Below are 14,135 nucleotides of genomic sequence, written 5' to 3' on the forward strand. Positions count from 1 at the left end.
CCTTCACGGACAGCGGAGCAGCCCAGCCACTCACCGGCCGCGCTCGAACTCCCGGATCAGCACCGGGTACTGCTCTCCCCCGTGCCCGGCGGCGATCGCGCGGTCGGCCATCGCCTTGATCAGCTTCGGCAGTTCGGCGTTCACGCCCAGCGCCTCGCTCTCCTCGACCATGTGCGCCATCGCCCGCGCGTCGGTCTCCAACGCCGACACCTCGGCGGGGAAGGCACCCTTGTCGATCTGCTCCGCGTAGCCGGGCAGCCAGTCCGCCACCCCGGCGGCGATCTGCCGCGCGAAGGGCGCGTACGTCGCGGCGTCGACACCGGCCGTCCTGAGCATCGCGGTGCCCTGGAGCCACGCGTTGAGGACGCTCCACATCATCGTCAGACCGGCGACGTCGTACAGGGACGCCAAGCCGGGGTCCTCGCCGAGGTAACTGATCGTGCCGAGTGCGCCGATCTCGAAGTCCGGCCGCGGCCCGCTCAGCAGGATCACCGCGTCGGCGGTCCCGATCGACGACGGGATGGCCATGATCGCGCCGTCCACGTACCGGGCGCCCCGCTTCTCGGCCCAGGCGGCGGTTTCCCGGGCTTGGGCGGAGTCGCCCGAGGTCAAGTTGACCAGTTTCGTGCCTTCCAGCCCGGTGTCGCCGAGCAGTCCACGCACGGCGGAATAGTCGGTGAGGCACAGGATCGTCACGCCGTCCGGGCCGAGCGCGTCGCCGATCGCGGGCGCGAGCCGCGCGCCTTCGGCCACGAGCGCGTCCGCCTTGGCGGCCGTCCGGTTCCACACGGTCGTGGGATGCCCCGCCTTCAGGAACGCGCGGGCGAGCGCGGTGCCCATGAGACCGAGGCCGACGACCGATACCGGGGTGTTCTCGTTGTCCGTCATGGCACGATCGTCAACGTTGATACCGGTATGAAGGTCAAGCGGGGAATGCGATGAAGATCGGTGAACTGAGTCACCGGACGGGCGTCAACGCCCACCAGTTGCGCTACTACGAGGCGCAAGGCCTCCTGGAGGCGAACCGCGGCGCGAACGGTTACCGCGAATACGACGAGTCGGCTTTGCTGCGGGTGAAGCAGATCCGTCATCTGCTCGCCGCCGGCCTGTCGTCCGAGGACATCGCGTACCTGCTCCCCTGCGCGATCGGCGAGGAACCCGAGCTGATCGGCTGTCCCGAGTTGCTGGCCGCGATGCGCGAGCGGCTCGGACGTCTGGACGAGCAGCTGGCCAAGCTGGCCCGGTCGCGCGACGCGCTGGCCGAGTACATCGTCGTGGCCGAGCGTGTCGGCGGCGAGGCCTACCCGCCCTTCGACGGCGCCGTCGCGTGAACGAGGCACACGAAGCGATCCGGCTGCGGGAGCAGGGCACCGACGAGGCACGCCTGCGGCTGATCGAGCTGGCCGAGAAGAACCCGCGAGACGCCGTGATCGCCTACCAAACCGCGTGGGCGCACGATTCGGCCGGACTGGAAGCCGAGGCGGCCCCGTTCTACGAACAGGCGCTCGCGGGCGAAGGTCTGTCCACAGAGGACAGGCACGGGGTGTTCGTCGGGCTCGGCAGCACGTATCGCGTCCTCGGCCGGTACGACGAGTCGCTCGCGACCTTGCGACGCGGTCTCGGCGAGTTCCCGGACGACGCGGCGCTCAGGACGTTCCTCGCGATGGCGCTCTACAACGTCGGCGAGGCGCGCGAGGCGGCGGGAACGCTGCTGAAGGTGCTCGCGGCGACCAGCGCCGACGACGGCGTCCAGCGGTACCGGCGAGCGGTCGAGTACTACGCGGACCATCTGGACGACGTCGAATGAACCTTATTGACACCTTGTCAACATAGCCTTACTTTCACGTCATGAGCGCGTACGCCGAAATCACCTACGAGGTCGCCGACCGCATCGCGACCGTCACGCTCAACCGGCCGGAGGCCCGCAACGGCTACACCATCCGCATGGCCGACGAACTCGGCGACGCGATGGACCGGGCCGACCGCGACGAAGACGTCCGGGCGGTGATCCTGACCGGCAACGGCAAGGACTTCTCGGTGGGCGCCGACCTCTCGCAGGGCGGTTTCGACTTCGACCCCGAATCCGGGCCGGACGCGGCGTGGCAGGAGCCGGCGGGACGCTGCTCGAAACGGATCTTCACGATGAACAAGCCGGTGATCGCGGCCCTGCGGGGCGCGGCCGTCGGTGGCGGCATCACGATCACGCTGTCGTGCGACTACCGGCTGGCGTCCACGGATTCCCGGTTCGGTTTCGTCTTCGTCCGCCGCGGGATCTACCCCGAAGGCGCGTCCGCGTGGTTCCTCCCGCGGCTCGTCGGGATGGGAACAGCACTCGACTGGATGGTCAGCGGGCGGGTCTTCGGCGCCGAGGAAGCGAAAACCGCCGGGCTGGTCCACAGTGTCCACGAGCCGGGGGAAGTGCTCGGCAAGGCGCGCGAACTGGCCCTCGAAATCGCCACGACCACGTCGCCGGTGTCGGTCGCGGTGACCCGGCAACTGCTGTACCGGATGGCCAGCGCGGAATCGCCGTTCCCCGTGCACGCACTGGACTCCAAGCTGATCGGCGGCCTGGGCTCCAGCCCGGACGCCGTCGAAGGCGTCCTGTCCTTCCTGCAGAAACGACCACCGGAGTTCTCCATGCGCGTCGACACCGACCAGCCCGCCTACCTGCCGTGGCGGAACTCGTGACGGCCTATCCCCCGGAGCCCTGGAACCTGGCGGGTCAGGCCTACCTGTCGATCTGGCGTGTCCCGGTGAGCGAACTGCCCGAACTGCCCGGCGGCGCCGAGCCGATCACGCTGGGCGGCCGCGCCCAGGTGTTCACCGCCTGGATCGACTACCAGGAGCCCGGGCAGCTCCAGTACCACGAGCTGCTGGCGACCGTCGCGGTCCGCGGCGAACGACTGTCCAGCTCCATCACCGACATCTGGGTCGACAGCGAGGTCTCGCTCGCGGGCGGCCGCGCGCTGTGGGGCATCCCCAAGGATCTCGCCGCGCTCGACTTCGCCCACGGGCGGACCTTCACCGCCTCGGCGGCCACCCACGAGGACTGGATCGCGACGGCGGCCTTCACCGCCCGCCCGAGTCTCCCGGTGCGGATGCCCGCGGCCTTCGACGTCGTCCAAATGCTGGACGGCCGTCTCAAAAGAAGCCCCGTCCGGGCGACGGCGAACCCCCGCCCCGCGACCGCGGACTGGCGGATCAACGAAGCCGGCCCGTTCGGCTTCCTCGCCGGTCAGCGGCCCGTGCTGAGCGCCTGCCTGCGCGACTTCAAGATCGTTTTCGGCGGTTGACCAGCCGCTCAGCGTGATCGTCTAACCCGCCAGGGTGAGACCACGACACGCCACCCATTGGGGCACGTGCAGCCTCCGACCCCTACATGTAGTCTCTGGGAACCGGTACCGCCCAGCGACGGGGAGACCGCTCGGGAGCGGTTGCCGGACAGCTTTGTGAACGTGCAGCGCACGGCCTTGTGAGGCCTTGTGGTGCTTCAACGCGCCCTTTTGGAGTGACGCATGTCAGTCGATACCGGTCAGCGGCCACCTTCGTCTTCGGACACCACGCCCGCGACCGTGCGAGTCATCCGGCGGGACGGCAGCGTGTCCCCCTTCGACGCGAACAAGATCTCGGTCGCCGTGACCAAGGCCTTCCTCGCCGTCGAGGGCGGTGACGCGGCCGCCTCGTCGCGGATCCACCACCTGGTCAAGGAATTGACCGAGCAGATCGAGACCACCCTGCTCCGCCACGCCGGTCCCGAGACCGCGCTGCACATCGAGCAGATCCAGGACATCGTCGAGCTGGCGCTGATGCGCGGCGAGCACCACAAGGTCGCCCGCGCGTACGTCCTGTATCGCGATGAGCGCGCGAAGGCCCGTGAGGCCGAGAAGCCGGCGTCGTCCGACGTCGCCATCAGCGTCAAGACGGCCGACGGCTCGCTCCGCCCGCTCGACTGGGCCCGCGTCTCGCACGTGGTCGGCGAGGCCGTCGCCGGCCTCGAGGACGTTTCGGCCGAGCCGGTCCTGGCCGAGGCCAAGCGCAACCTCTACGACGGCATCAGCGCCGACGAACTCGCCCTCGCCCAGATCATGGCCGCGCGCGTGCTCGTCGAGCAGGAGCCGAACTACTCCTACGTCAGCGCCCGGTTGCTCGCGGACAAGCTTCGCGGCGAGGCGCTCAGCTACCTCGCGGGCGTGCCGCAGCAGGCCAGCCAGGACGAGATGACCGCGCGGTACCCGCAGTACTTCCGGGACTACCTCAAGCGCGCCATCGAGCTGGAGCTGGTCAACCCCGAGCTCCAGACCTTCGACCTGGACAAGATCACCTCGGCCATCCACGCCGAGCGCGACCTCGACTTCGGCTTCCTCGGCCTGCAGACCCTGTACGACCGGTACTTCCAGCACCACAACGGCGTCCGCTTCGAGCTGCCACAGGCGTTCTTCATGCGCGTCGCGATGGGCCTGGCGATCCGCGAGGATGACAGGGAAGCTCGTGCGATCGAATTTTATGAGCTGCTCTCGACGTTCCACTTCATGGCGTCCACCCCGACGCTGTTCAACTCGGGCACCACGCGCCCGCAGCTGTCGTCCTGCTTCCTGACCACGGTCGACGACGACCTGGACTCGATCTTCCAGGCGTACAAGAACAACGCGCTGCTGGCGAAGTACTCGGGCGGCCTCGGCAACGACTGGACCCCGGTCCGCGGCCTCGGCGCGCACATCAAGGGCACCAACGGCCAGTCGCAGGGTGTCGTGCCGTTCCTCAAGATCGCCAACGACACCGCGGTCGCGGTGAACCAGGGCGGCAAGCGCAAGGGCGCCGCCTGCGCGTACCTCGAGACCTGGCACGTGGACATCGAGGAATTCCTCGACCTGCGCAAGAACACCGGCGACGACCGTCGCCGCACGCACGACATGAACACCGCGAACTGGGTGCCGGACGAGTTCCTGCGCCGCGTCGAGGCCGACGCGCAGTGGACGCTGTTCTCGCCGAACGAGACCCCGGATCTGCACGACCTCTACGGCAACGCGTTCGCCGAGCGCTACCGCGAGTACGAGGCCGCCGCCGAGCGCGGTGAACTGAAGGTGTTCCGCAAGGTCCGCGCGGTCGACCTGTGGCGCCGCATGCTGACCATGCTGTTCGAGACCGGCCACCCGTGGATCACCTTCAAGGACCCGTGCAACCTGCGCTCGCCGCAGCAGCACGTGGGTGTCGTGCACTCGTCCAACCTGTGCACCGAGATCACGCTGAACACCACCACCGACGAGGTCGCGGTCTGCAACCTCGGCTCGGTGAACCTGCTCAAGCACGTCACCCCCGACGGCCTGGACACCCAGCGGCTCGAGAAGACCGTGCGCACCGCGGTCCGCATGCTCGACAACGTGATCGACATCAACTTCTACACGATCCCGGAGGCGCGGCGCTCCAACCTGCGTCACCGCCCGATCGGCCTCGGCCTGATGGGTTTCCAGGACGCGCTGTTCGAGATCGGTGTGCCGCTGTCCTCGGACGAGGCCGTCCAGTTCGCGGACACCAGCATGGAGCACATCAGCTACTACGCGATCTCGGCGTCGACCGACCTCGCCGAGGAGCGCGGCCAGTACCAGACGTTCGAGGGTTCCTTGTGGAGCAAGGGAATCCTGCCGATCGACTCGATGCAGCTGCTGATCGACGCGCGGCAGGGCGACGCGCTCGACGTCGACACCTCGTCCACTTTGGACTGGGCGCCGCTGCGCGAGCGGGTCAAGACCGTCGGCATGCGCAACTCCAACGTGATGGCGATCGCGCCGACCGCGACGATCTCCAACATCTGCGGGGTCGGGCAGTCGATCGAGCCGCTGTTCCAGAACCTGTTCGTCAAGTCGAACATGTCCGGTGACTTCACCGTGGTGAACCCGCACCTGGTCCGCTCCCTCAAGGAGCGCGGGCTGTGGGACGAGGTCATGGTGTCGGACCTGAAGTACTTCGACGGCAGCCTCGGCCAGATCGACCGCGTGCCGGACGATCTGAAGGCGCTGTACGCCACCGCGTTCGAGATCGAGTCCAAGTGGCTGGTGGACGCCGGTTCGCGTCGTCAGAAGTGGATCGACCAGGCGCAGTCGCTGAACCTGTACATCGCGGCGCCCAGCGGCCGCAAGCTCGACGAGCTGTACCGCTACGCCTGGCACAAGGGCCTCAAGACCACGTACTACCTGCGGGCGCGGTCCGCGACGCACGTGGAGAAGAGCACCCTGCGCGGCACCGACGGCAAGCTGAACGCGGTCTCGGCCACCCCGGCCCCGGCCGCACCTTCGGCACCCAAGCCCGCCGCCCCGGCTCCGGCTCCCGCCGCTTCGCCCGCCCCGTCGGCTTCCGCCGCGGTCCCGGTGACCGCCCCCGCCCCGGCCGCCAAGCCGGAGCCGAAGGAGATGCCGAAGGTCTCCGACGTCGACTTCGTCGCCGCCGACGGCGCAGCCTGCCGGATCGACGACCCCGACTGCGAAGCCTGCCAGTAATACGTTCTCGTGAGTGGTAAGGACGGTTCTAACCGTCCTTACCACTCACGACGCCCTCTTGGAGCCTTTATGACCACCTTTGACGCTTCCACCGACGCCACCGGGCTCGGTGAGATCGAAGTCGGCGCCGCCCGCATCAACGTCGACGACAAGCGCATGATCAACGCCCGCGCCGACGTCAACCAGCTGCTGCCGATGAAGTACACCTGGGCGTGGGAGAAGTACCTCGCCGGCTGCAACAACCACTGGATGCCGACCGAGGTCGCCATGCAGGCCGACATCGCGCTGTGGAAGTCGCCCGACGGCCTCACCGAGGACGAGCGCACCATGCTCAAGCGCAACCTCGGCTTCTTCGCCACCGCGGAATCCCTGGTGGCCAACAACATCGTGCTCGCGGTGTACCGGCAGATCACCAACCCCGAATGCCGCCAGTACCTGCTGCGCCAGGCGTTCGAGGAGGCCGTGCACACGCACACCTTCCAGTACATCTGCGAGAGCCTCGGCCTGGTCGAGGGCGAGCTGTTCAACATGTACCGCGAGGTCCCGTCCATCTCGGAGAAGGACGCGTGGGCGCTGAAGTACACGCAGAACCTGGAGAACCCGGACTTCGAGACCGGCACTCCGGAAGCCGACCAGAACTTCCTGCGTGACCTCGTCGCGTTCTACGTGATCTTCGAGGGCATGTGGTTCTACACCGGTTTCGCGCAGATCCTCTCGCTCGGCCGCCGGAACAAGATGGTCGGCATCGCCGAGCAGTACCAGTACATCCTGCGCGACGAGTCGATCCACCTGAACTTCGGCATCGACTGCATCAACCAGATCAAGATCGAGAACCCGCACCTGTGGACCGAGGAGTTCCAGGCCGAGGTCCGCACCATGCTCACCGAGGCGTGCGAACTCGAGGTCGCCTACGCCCGTGACACCATGCCGCGCGGCATGCTCGGGCTCTCGGCCGAGCTGATCGAGCAGTACATGCACTTCATCACCGACCGGCGGGCGCAGCAGATCGGTCTCGCGCCGATCTTCGGCGAGACGGAGAACCCGTTCCCGTGGATGTCGGAGGCGATGGACCTCAAGAAGGAGAAGAACTTCTTCGAGACCCGCGTCATCGAGTACCAGTCGGGCGGCGCCCTCGACTGGGACTGATCCCGAACTCGCGACTCGCGTGATCAGACACGTAACTCGCGTGATCAGGGGCGTAACTCGCGTGATCGAACAGCGAACTCACGTGATCAGACGGACAACACGCCGGGCGGCCTCCGCCCGGCGTGTTCCGTTTCCGGACACGCGAGTTACGCCCCCGATCACGCGAGTTACGCCCTCAATCACGCGTGTCGTCCGTCTGGTCACGCGTGGCGTCCGGTTCGTCACATGTCCAGCGGGCCACTAGCGCGCCTCGGTACGCTCCGGAGTGCTACTGGTTCGCCCGGCCTCCCCGGCCGGTCGAGGTAACAGGGAACCCGGTGCGAATCCGGGACTGCCCCGCAGCGGTATGTGGGAACGAAAGCCGTCACCGTGCGAGACACGGTAAAGCACTGGGACATGGCGCCCCGGGAAGCGACGGCCGGTAGGACCGAGCGAGTCGCCCACGAGTCCGAAGACCTGCCCGTGGTACGCGCGCCGACGGCGTGCGTGAGTCCGGGCCTCGTGGGATGGGCGCGACCGAACGGCGGTCACTCCTGCGCGCTCCGGGCTCTCACGACAAGCTCGCGAGGAGAGAGCTGTGACCGAAATCGGCACGACAGTGCTGGGCTACCCCCGGATCGGACCGGACCGGGAACTCAAGCGTTCACTCGAACGCTATTGGGCGGGCAAGATCGACGAGGCCGAACTGCTGGGCACCGGCCGCGCGCTGCGCACCCGGACCTGGCGGGAACTCAAGGACGCGGGGCTGGATTCCGTCCCCTCCAACACCTTCTCCCACTACGACCAGGTGCTCGACACCACCGAGTTGTTCGGAGCGCTGCCTGAGCGCTTCACGACGCTCGGTCTCTCACCGCTCGACACCTACTTCGCCGCCGCACGCGGGGTGCAGGACGCGCCCGCGATGGAGATGACGAAGTGGTTCGACACGAACTACCACTACATCGTCCCCGAGCTGGGCCCGGACACGACGTTCTCGCTCACCGGCACCAAACCGCTCGACGAGTACCGCGAGGCCCGCGCGGTCGGCGTCGAGACCCGGCCGGTACTGGTGGGCCCCGTGACCTTTCTGCTGCTGGCGAAGCCGGCCGAGACCGCCCCGGAGGGTTTCCGCCCGCTGGACCTGCTCGACAACCTCCTCGACGGTTACGTCGAGCTACTGCGCCGTCTGCACGACGAAGGCGTCGAGTGGGTCCAGTTCGACGAACCCGCCTTCGCCGCCGACCGCACCGAGCGGGAGCTCAACGCGCTCATCCGCGCCTACCACCGGTTGGCGAAGGAGACCGCGCGGCCGAAGCTCCTGGTCGCGGGCTACTTCGGCGGGCTCGGTCGCGGCTTGGGCGTGCTCGCCCGCTCCCCGATCGACGCCATCGCCGTCGACCTCGTCACCGACGAGTCCTTTGTGGACGCCGTCGCCGCCGAGCCCGCCTTGCGGGACAAGGAGGTTCTGGCCGGTGTCGTGGACGGGCGCAACGTCTGGCGCGCGGATCCGACCCGCGCGCTCAGCCGGGCGGCGACCCTGCTCGGCATCGCGAAGTCGGTCAGCGTGTCGACGTCCTGCTCGCTGCTGCACGTGCCCTACGACGTCGAGCGGGAGGACGGGCTCCACCCGCGCCTCAAAGGCTGGCTCGCCTTCGCCAAGCAGAAGGTCGACGAGGTCGTCCTGCTCGGGCGCGCGGTGAAGGGAGAGGGCGTCGACCTCGCCGCCGCCCGTGCCGCGGCCGCGGATCGCGCGACGGCGGCCGATCTGGCCGACAGCGGGGTGCGCGCCCGGCTGGAGGCGCTGCGGCCGGAAGACACCGTCCGCTCCCCCTACGCCCGGCGCGCGGCGGCTCAGCAGGCGGCGCTGGCTCTGCCGCCGTTGCCGAGCACGACGATCGGCTCATTCCCGCAGACCACCGACGTCCGCAAGGCGCGCGCCGCGCACAAGGCGGGTTCGCTGGACGACGCGGGCTACGAGGCCGCGATGAAGGCCGAGATCGAGCGCGTCATCCGGCTGCAGGAGGACCTCGGGCTGGACGTGCTGGTGCACGGCGAGCCCGAGCGCAACGACATGGTGCAGTACTTCGCCGAGCGGCTGGCCGGGTTCGCGGCCACCGACTTCGGCTGGGTGCAGTCCTACGGCTCGCGCTGTGTCCGGCCGCCGATCCTGTACGGCGACGTCTCGCGTCCGGAGCCGATGACCGTCGAGTGGGCGCGCTACGCGCAGAGCCTGACCGGCAAGCCCGTCAAGGGGATGCTGACCGGGCCGGTGACGATCCTGGCGTGGTCGTTCGTCCGCGACGATCAGCCGCTGGGCGAGACCGCCCGTCAGGTGGCGCTGGCCATCCGCGACGAGGTGCACGACCTGCAGGAAGCGGGCATCCGCGTCATCCAGGTGGATGAACCCGCGCTGCGAGAACTGCTCCCGCTGCGGGCGGCGGCGCACGAGGCGTACTTCGCGTGGGCGGTTTCGTCGTTCCGGCTCGCGACGTCGGGGATCGACGACGCGACGCAGATCCACACGCATATGTGCTACTCGGAATTCGGCGACGTGGTCAAGGCGATCGACGCGCTCGACGCCGACGTCACCAGCATCGAGGCCGCGCGGTCGAAGATGGAGGTCGTCACGGACCTCGGCACGGCGGGCTTCGGCCGCGGCGTCGGGCCGGGCGTGTACGACATCCACTCGCCGCGTGTCCCCGGTGTCGACGAGGTCAGCGGGCTGCTGCGGACCGCCGTCGGCGCCGTGCCCGCCGAGCGGATCTGGGTCAACCCGGATTGCGGCCTGAAGACGCGCGGGTACGCCGAGGTCGAGCCCGCTTTGCGGAACCTGGTCGCGGCCGCCCGCACGGTCCGCTCCGAACTGGCCTGACCGGTCCGTGAAGGCCTCCTTCCCTACCCTCAAGGTAGGGAAGGAGGCCTTCACGGAACTTCCTTCGAGGTATTGTCAACCCGTCAACAAGGGTGCGATGGTGGAGCGGTAACCGATCTCAGCGGGGAGATGGTCACCATGGCGAACGCCGTCGAAAAGGTCACCGGGGCACTGCGCGAGCGGGTCCCGCCGCTCACCTCGATCCCTCTGCCGCGTTCGGTCGACCAGCGCTGGCTCGGCGCGACGTGGCCGGTCCGGGAGCTCGCGCCCGCCCCGCCCGGCCTCAAACCCGTCCTCGGCGACGAAGGCCCGCCGGTCATCGGGCACGCGCTCGACTTCATGCGTTTCGGCATCGAATTCGGCCTGAAACGCTACGAGACCTACGGCCCGGTGTCGTGGATGGGCGCCTTCGGCCGCCGCATCGTCGCGCTCACGGGCCCTGAGGCCACGCAGATCGCACTGGTGAACAAGGACAAGGCCTTCTCGCAGGAGGGCTGGAAGTTCTTCATCGAGCAGTTCTTCGACCGCGGCCTGATGCTGCTCGACTTCGGTGAGCACCACCTGCACCGCCGGATCATGCAGGCGGCGTTCACCCGGCAGCGGCTCACCGGTTACGTCGACCAGATGGGACCGGCTCTGCGCGAGGGCGTCACCGCGTGGGCGGACCGGCCGAACCCGCGGATCTACTGGTCCCTCAAGCAACTCACGCTCGACGTCGCGACGCGCGTGTTCATGGGCATGCGGTCCGGCGACGACGCGGCCGCGATCAACCGCGCGTTCGTGAACTCCGTGCGCGCGGGCACGGCCATCGTGCGCTTTCCCGTGCCCGGTGGCCGCTGGGCGGCAGGCCTGCACGGCCGCAAGGTCCTCGAACGCTACTTTTCGGCGAACCTGCCGTCGAAACGGGCGAGCGACGGCGACGACCTCTTCACCGCGTTGTGCCACGCCACCACCGAAGACGGCGACCGCTTCACCGACGCCGACGTCGTCAACCACATGATCTTCCTGATGATGGCCGCGCACGACACATCGACCATCACCAGCGCCGCCGCCGTCTACCACCTCGCCAAGAACCCCGAGTGGCAGGAACGCGCGCGGCGGGAGTCCCTCGCGCTCGGCGACGACGTGCCGGACATCGAGGCGCTGGAGACGCTGACGACGCTGGACCTGGTGATCAAGGAATCCCTGCGGCTGGTCGCCCCGGTTCCATCCCTGACCAGGAAGACCGTGAAGGACACCGAGGTTCTCGGGCACTTCATTCCCGAAGGGACACTCGTCGGGGTTTCCCCCACCGTCAACCATTTCTCGCCGGACCACTGGACCGACCCGATGCGGTTCGACCCGGACCGCTTCGGCGAGGCACGCCGCGAGGACAAGTCGCATCGCTACGCGTGGATGCCGTTCGGCGGCGGCGCGCACAAGTGCATCGGCCTGCATTTCGGGACGTTCGAGGTGAAGGCGCTGCTGCACGAGATGCTGCGGGCGTATCGGTGGTCGGTACCGGAGAACTACACCGCACGCTGGGACTACGTCTCGCTGCCCGTGCCGGCCGATGGCCTGCCGATCCAGTTGACGGCCCGCTGAAGCCGGACCAAGCGGACACCCACTATCGAGTACTCTTGGTAACTTCCGGTCACCACTCGTGTAGCAGCGATCACCCTTTCAGCCGGTAGACACCCCGGATCGCGCATGATGCCGTGGCACTACACCCGGCCGGCTCATACCTAGTGTGGGCCCATGGGCTCGGACACCCGGTCTGAGCTGGCCATCTACCGCGCATGAAGAGGTGAAGTGTGCCCGAACCTGGTTCCGCGCCAGGGTTGGTGGACGTCGCTCGGAGATGGGCCGAGACGCTCGCTGACACTAAAGGAGTATCGCTTCCCAAGGAGCAACTCGAACAGCTGCTGCTCGGTGTCGCCAAGGACGCCGTCTTGGCCGAGCCCGACCATCAGCCCGCCGTGCTGCGCTTCTCCAAGCTCTACTCCGCCTCTCCCGTCGGGATCGCCCTCGCCGACGGCAACGGCGTGATCGTGGAGGCGAACGGCGCGCTCGGCCGTCTCCTCGGCTGCCGTCCGGCCTCGCTGCGCGGCCGGGAAATCCCCGATCTCGGCTCCGCCGAACACGACGTCGCCCGACTGCGGAACGCGCTCGCCCAGCTCATGACGCACGGTCAGCCGACGCAGGAGGAACGCCTGCTGCTGGATCACAGCGAGGAAGGCCCTCTCTGGGTCGACGTGACGCTGACCGATCTCCCCGGCGACCGGCCCGGCTCGACCTATCCGGTGCTGATGGTCTCCGACGCCAACGAAATCCACCTGCTGCAGGAACAACTGCGGCATCAGAACGTGCACGACCCGCTGACCGGCCTGCCCAACTCCACCGCGTTCGGCAACGCCCTCGAAGCCGCGCTGGCCGGTTCCGGCAACGAGCAGGTCGCGCTCGTCTACCTCGACGTCGACGGCTTCAAAGTGATCAACGACGGTCTCGGGGCAGGCGTGGGTGATCAGGTGCTGCGCGGGGTCGCGAACAAGCTCACGGCCGTGTTCACCGGCAGGTACAACGGTTCGGTGGCCCGGCTGTCCGGCGACGGGTTCGCCGTCCTGCTGCGCGGCGACTTCACCTCACCCGAGGTGATCTCGCTGGTCGAGCAGGCCCTGGAAGAATTGGTCGAGCCGATCTACGTCGGTGGGCACGGGATCGGCGTCAGCGCGAGCGCGGGCATCGTCGTCCGCCCGGTCACCGACGGCGGGCCCGAAGACCTGCTTCGCGCCGCGGAAATCGCCCTGCACCGTGCCAAGGAGGCGGGCAAGGCGCAGTGGATGCTGTTCGATCCGGAACTCGACGCGCGTGACCGGGGCCGCTACCAGCTCGGCGCGGTCATCGCGGGCGCGCTGGAGAACGGCGAGTTCTCGCTGATCTACCAGCCGACGGTGAAGCTCGCGAATCCCGACCAGCTGGCCGCCGTCAACGCCGGCTTGCGCTGGAGCCACCCGGAGAAAGGCGAACTCGACTCGGACGAGTTCTACCCGCTCGCGCAGATCACCGGGATGACCATCCCGCTCGGCCGATGGCTGCTGGCCGAATCGCTGGCCGCCACCGCGAGGTGGCGGAACCGGTTCGGCGAGGCCGCGCCCGACGTCTGTGTGCGGCTGCCGAACCGGCTGGCCATCGAGCCCGACCTGGTCCTGCTGGTCAAGGAACAGCTCGACCGGCACAACCTGCCCGCACAGGCGCTGCGGCTGTGCACGGACCGCGAATCCATCCTCGACGGCTGCGGAGAGGTACTCGACTCCTTCGCCGTACTGGCCGATCTGGGCGCTCAGCTGGTGTTGACCATCTCCGGTTCGGACGATCTGGAGCTGATCCCCCGGCACGGGCTGCCGGTCCGCCACGTGATCCTGTCCGGTGCCGTCGTCGACGCCCTGGCCGATCGCGAAGACGAGGCCGACGTCCGTCATCTGTGCCAGCTGGTCGCCAGGGCCAAGGAGCTGAAACTGCGCATCGGCGCGGAAGGCGTCCGGAGTCACGAACAGGCCGAACGGCTGCGGCGGTACGGCGTACTCGCGGCGCGGGGTTCGTTCGTGGCGGATTCGGCGACCGGGGACGAGGTCGACGAGCTCATCGAACGGCACGCCCACTGATCTGAC

At 68.3% G+C, this 14,135-nt stretch carries 10 protein-coding genes and 1 riboswitch; of the genes, 9 read left to right on the forward strand and 1 reads right to left on the reverse strand.

Features of this window, described 5'->3' with window-relative positions; all coding sequences use genetic code 11:
* Window positions 1-30: 30 nt before the first annotated feature.
* Window positions 31-888, reverse strand: a complete 858-nt coding sequence (locus CVV72_RS14900) for an NAD(P)-dependent oxidoreductase (RefSeq protein WP_219152998.1) — start codon at window positions 886-888, stop codon at window positions 31-33.
* A gap of 50 nt (window positions 889-938) precedes the next feature.
* Between CVV72_RS14900 and CVV72_RS14905 the strand changes: the two genes are divergently transcribed.
* The 9 genes from CVV72_RS14905 to CVV72_RS14945 all read left to right on the forward strand — a co-directional run bounded on the left by CVV72_RS14905 (window position 939) and on the right by CVV72_RS14945 (window position 14,129).
* Window positions 939-1,331: a MerR family transcriptional regulator gene (locus CVV72_RS14905; RefSeq protein ID WP_219152999.1), complete on the forward strand. Its 393-nt coding sequence runs from the start codon at window positions 939-941 to the stop codon at window positions 1,329-1,331.
* Window positions 1,328-1,807 carry a tetratricopeptide repeat protein gene (locus CVV72_RS14910; RefSeq protein WP_255632703.1) on the forward strand — a complete coding sequence of 160 codons (480 nt, stop codon included), beginning with the start codon at window positions 1,328-1,330 and terminating at the stop codon, window positions 1,805-1,807. The genes CVV72_RS14905 and CVV72_RS14910 overlap by 4 nt, the downstream gene beginning before the upstream one ends.
* Window positions 1,808-1,848: 41 nt before the next feature.
* The gene (locus CVV72_RS14915) at window positions 1,849-2,688 is read left to right on the forward strand and encodes an enoyl-CoA hydratase-related protein (protein WP_219153000.1); all 840 of its coding nucleotides are present in this window, start codon (window positions 1,849-1,851) and stop codon (window positions 2,686-2,688) included.
* Window positions 2,685-3,293 (forward strand): acetoacetate decarboxylase family protein, encoded by a 609-nt coding sequence (locus CVV72_RS14920; RefSeq protein WP_219153967.1) that lies wholly within the window; start codon window positions 2,685-2,687, stop codon window positions 3,291-3,293. Before CVV72_RS14915 ends, CVV72_RS14920 begins: the two co-directional genes overlap by 4 nt.
* 222 nt (window positions 3,294-3,515) lie before the next feature.
* On the forward strand, window positions 3,516-6,491 hold the full coding sequence (locus tag CVV72_RS14925) for a ribonucleoside-diphosphate reductase subunit alpha (protein WP_219153001.1): 2,976 nt from the start codon (window positions 3,516-3,518) through the stop codon (window positions 6,489-6,491).
* Between the two features lie 69 nt (window positions 6,492-6,560).
* On the forward strand, window positions 6,561-7,637 hold the full coding sequence (locus tag CVV72_RS14930; RefSeq protein ID WP_219153002.1) for a ribonucleotide-diphosphate reductase subunit beta: 1,077 nt from the start codon (window positions 6,561-6,563) through the stop codon (window positions 7,635-7,637).
* A 255-nt stretch (window positions 7,638-7,892) separates the two neighbouring features.
* A riboswitch (cobalamin riboswitch) is annotated at window positions 7,893-8,116 on the forward strand.
* 98 nt (window positions 8,117-8,214) lie between these two features.
* Window positions 8,215-10,488, forward strand: a complete 2,274-nt coding sequence (gene metE / locus CVV72_RS14935) for a 5-methyltetrahydropteroyltriglutamate--homocysteine S-methyltransferase (protein WP_219153003.1) — start codon at window positions 8,215-8,217, stop codon at window positions 10,486-10,488.
* Window positions 10,489-10,626: 138 nt separating this feature from the next.
* The gene (locus tag CVV72_RS14940; protein WP_219153004.1) at window positions 10,627-12,072 is read left to right on the forward strand and encodes a cytochrome P450; all 1,446 of its coding nucleotides are present in this window, start codon (window positions 10,627-10,629) and stop codon (window positions 12,070-12,072) included.
* Window positions 12,073-12,311: 239 nt separating this feature from the next.
* Window positions 12,312-14,129 (forward strand): diguanylate cyclase domain-containing protein, encoded by a 1,818-nt coding sequence (locus tag CVV72_RS14945; protein ID WP_370641960.1) that lies wholly within the window; start codon window positions 12,312-12,314, stop codon window positions 14,127-14,129.
* Window positions 14,130-14,135: the final 6 nt, after the last annotated feature.

This window comes from Amycolatopsis sp. TNS106, from assembly GCF_019330265.1.
Classification (GTDB): Bacteria; Actinomycetota; Actinomycetes; order Mycobacteriales; family Pseudonocardiaceae; genus Amycolatopsis; species Amycolatopsis lurida.

What these genes read in the sequence shown, in the direction of transcription:
- CVV72_RS14905 (WP_219152999.1), top strand. Translation starts at nt 939, where the DNA reads ATGAAGATCGGTGAACTGAGTCACCGGACGGGCGTCAACGCCCACCAG.
- CVV72_RS14900 (WP_219152998.1), bottom strand. Translation starts at nt 888, where the DNA reads ATGACGGACAACGAGAACACCCCGGTATCGGTCGTCGGCCTCGGTCTC.
- CVV72_RS14930 (WP_219153002.1), top strand. Translation starts at nt 6,561, where the DNA reads ATGACCACCTTTGACGCTTCCACCGACGCCACCGGGCTCGGTGAGATC.
- CVV72_RS14915 (WP_219153000.1), top strand. Translation starts at nt 1,849, where the DNA reads ATGAGCGCGTACGCCGAAATCACCTACGAGGTCGCCGACCGCATCGCG.
- CVV72_RS14940 (WP_219153004.1), top strand. Translation starts at nt 10,627, where the DNA reads ATGGCGAACGCCGTCGAAAAGGTCACCGGGGCACTGCGCGAGCGGGTC.
- CVV72_RS14925 (WP_219153001.1), top strand. Translation starts at nt 3,516, where the DNA reads ATGTCAGTCGATACCGGTCAGCGGCCACCTTCGTCTTCGGACACCACG.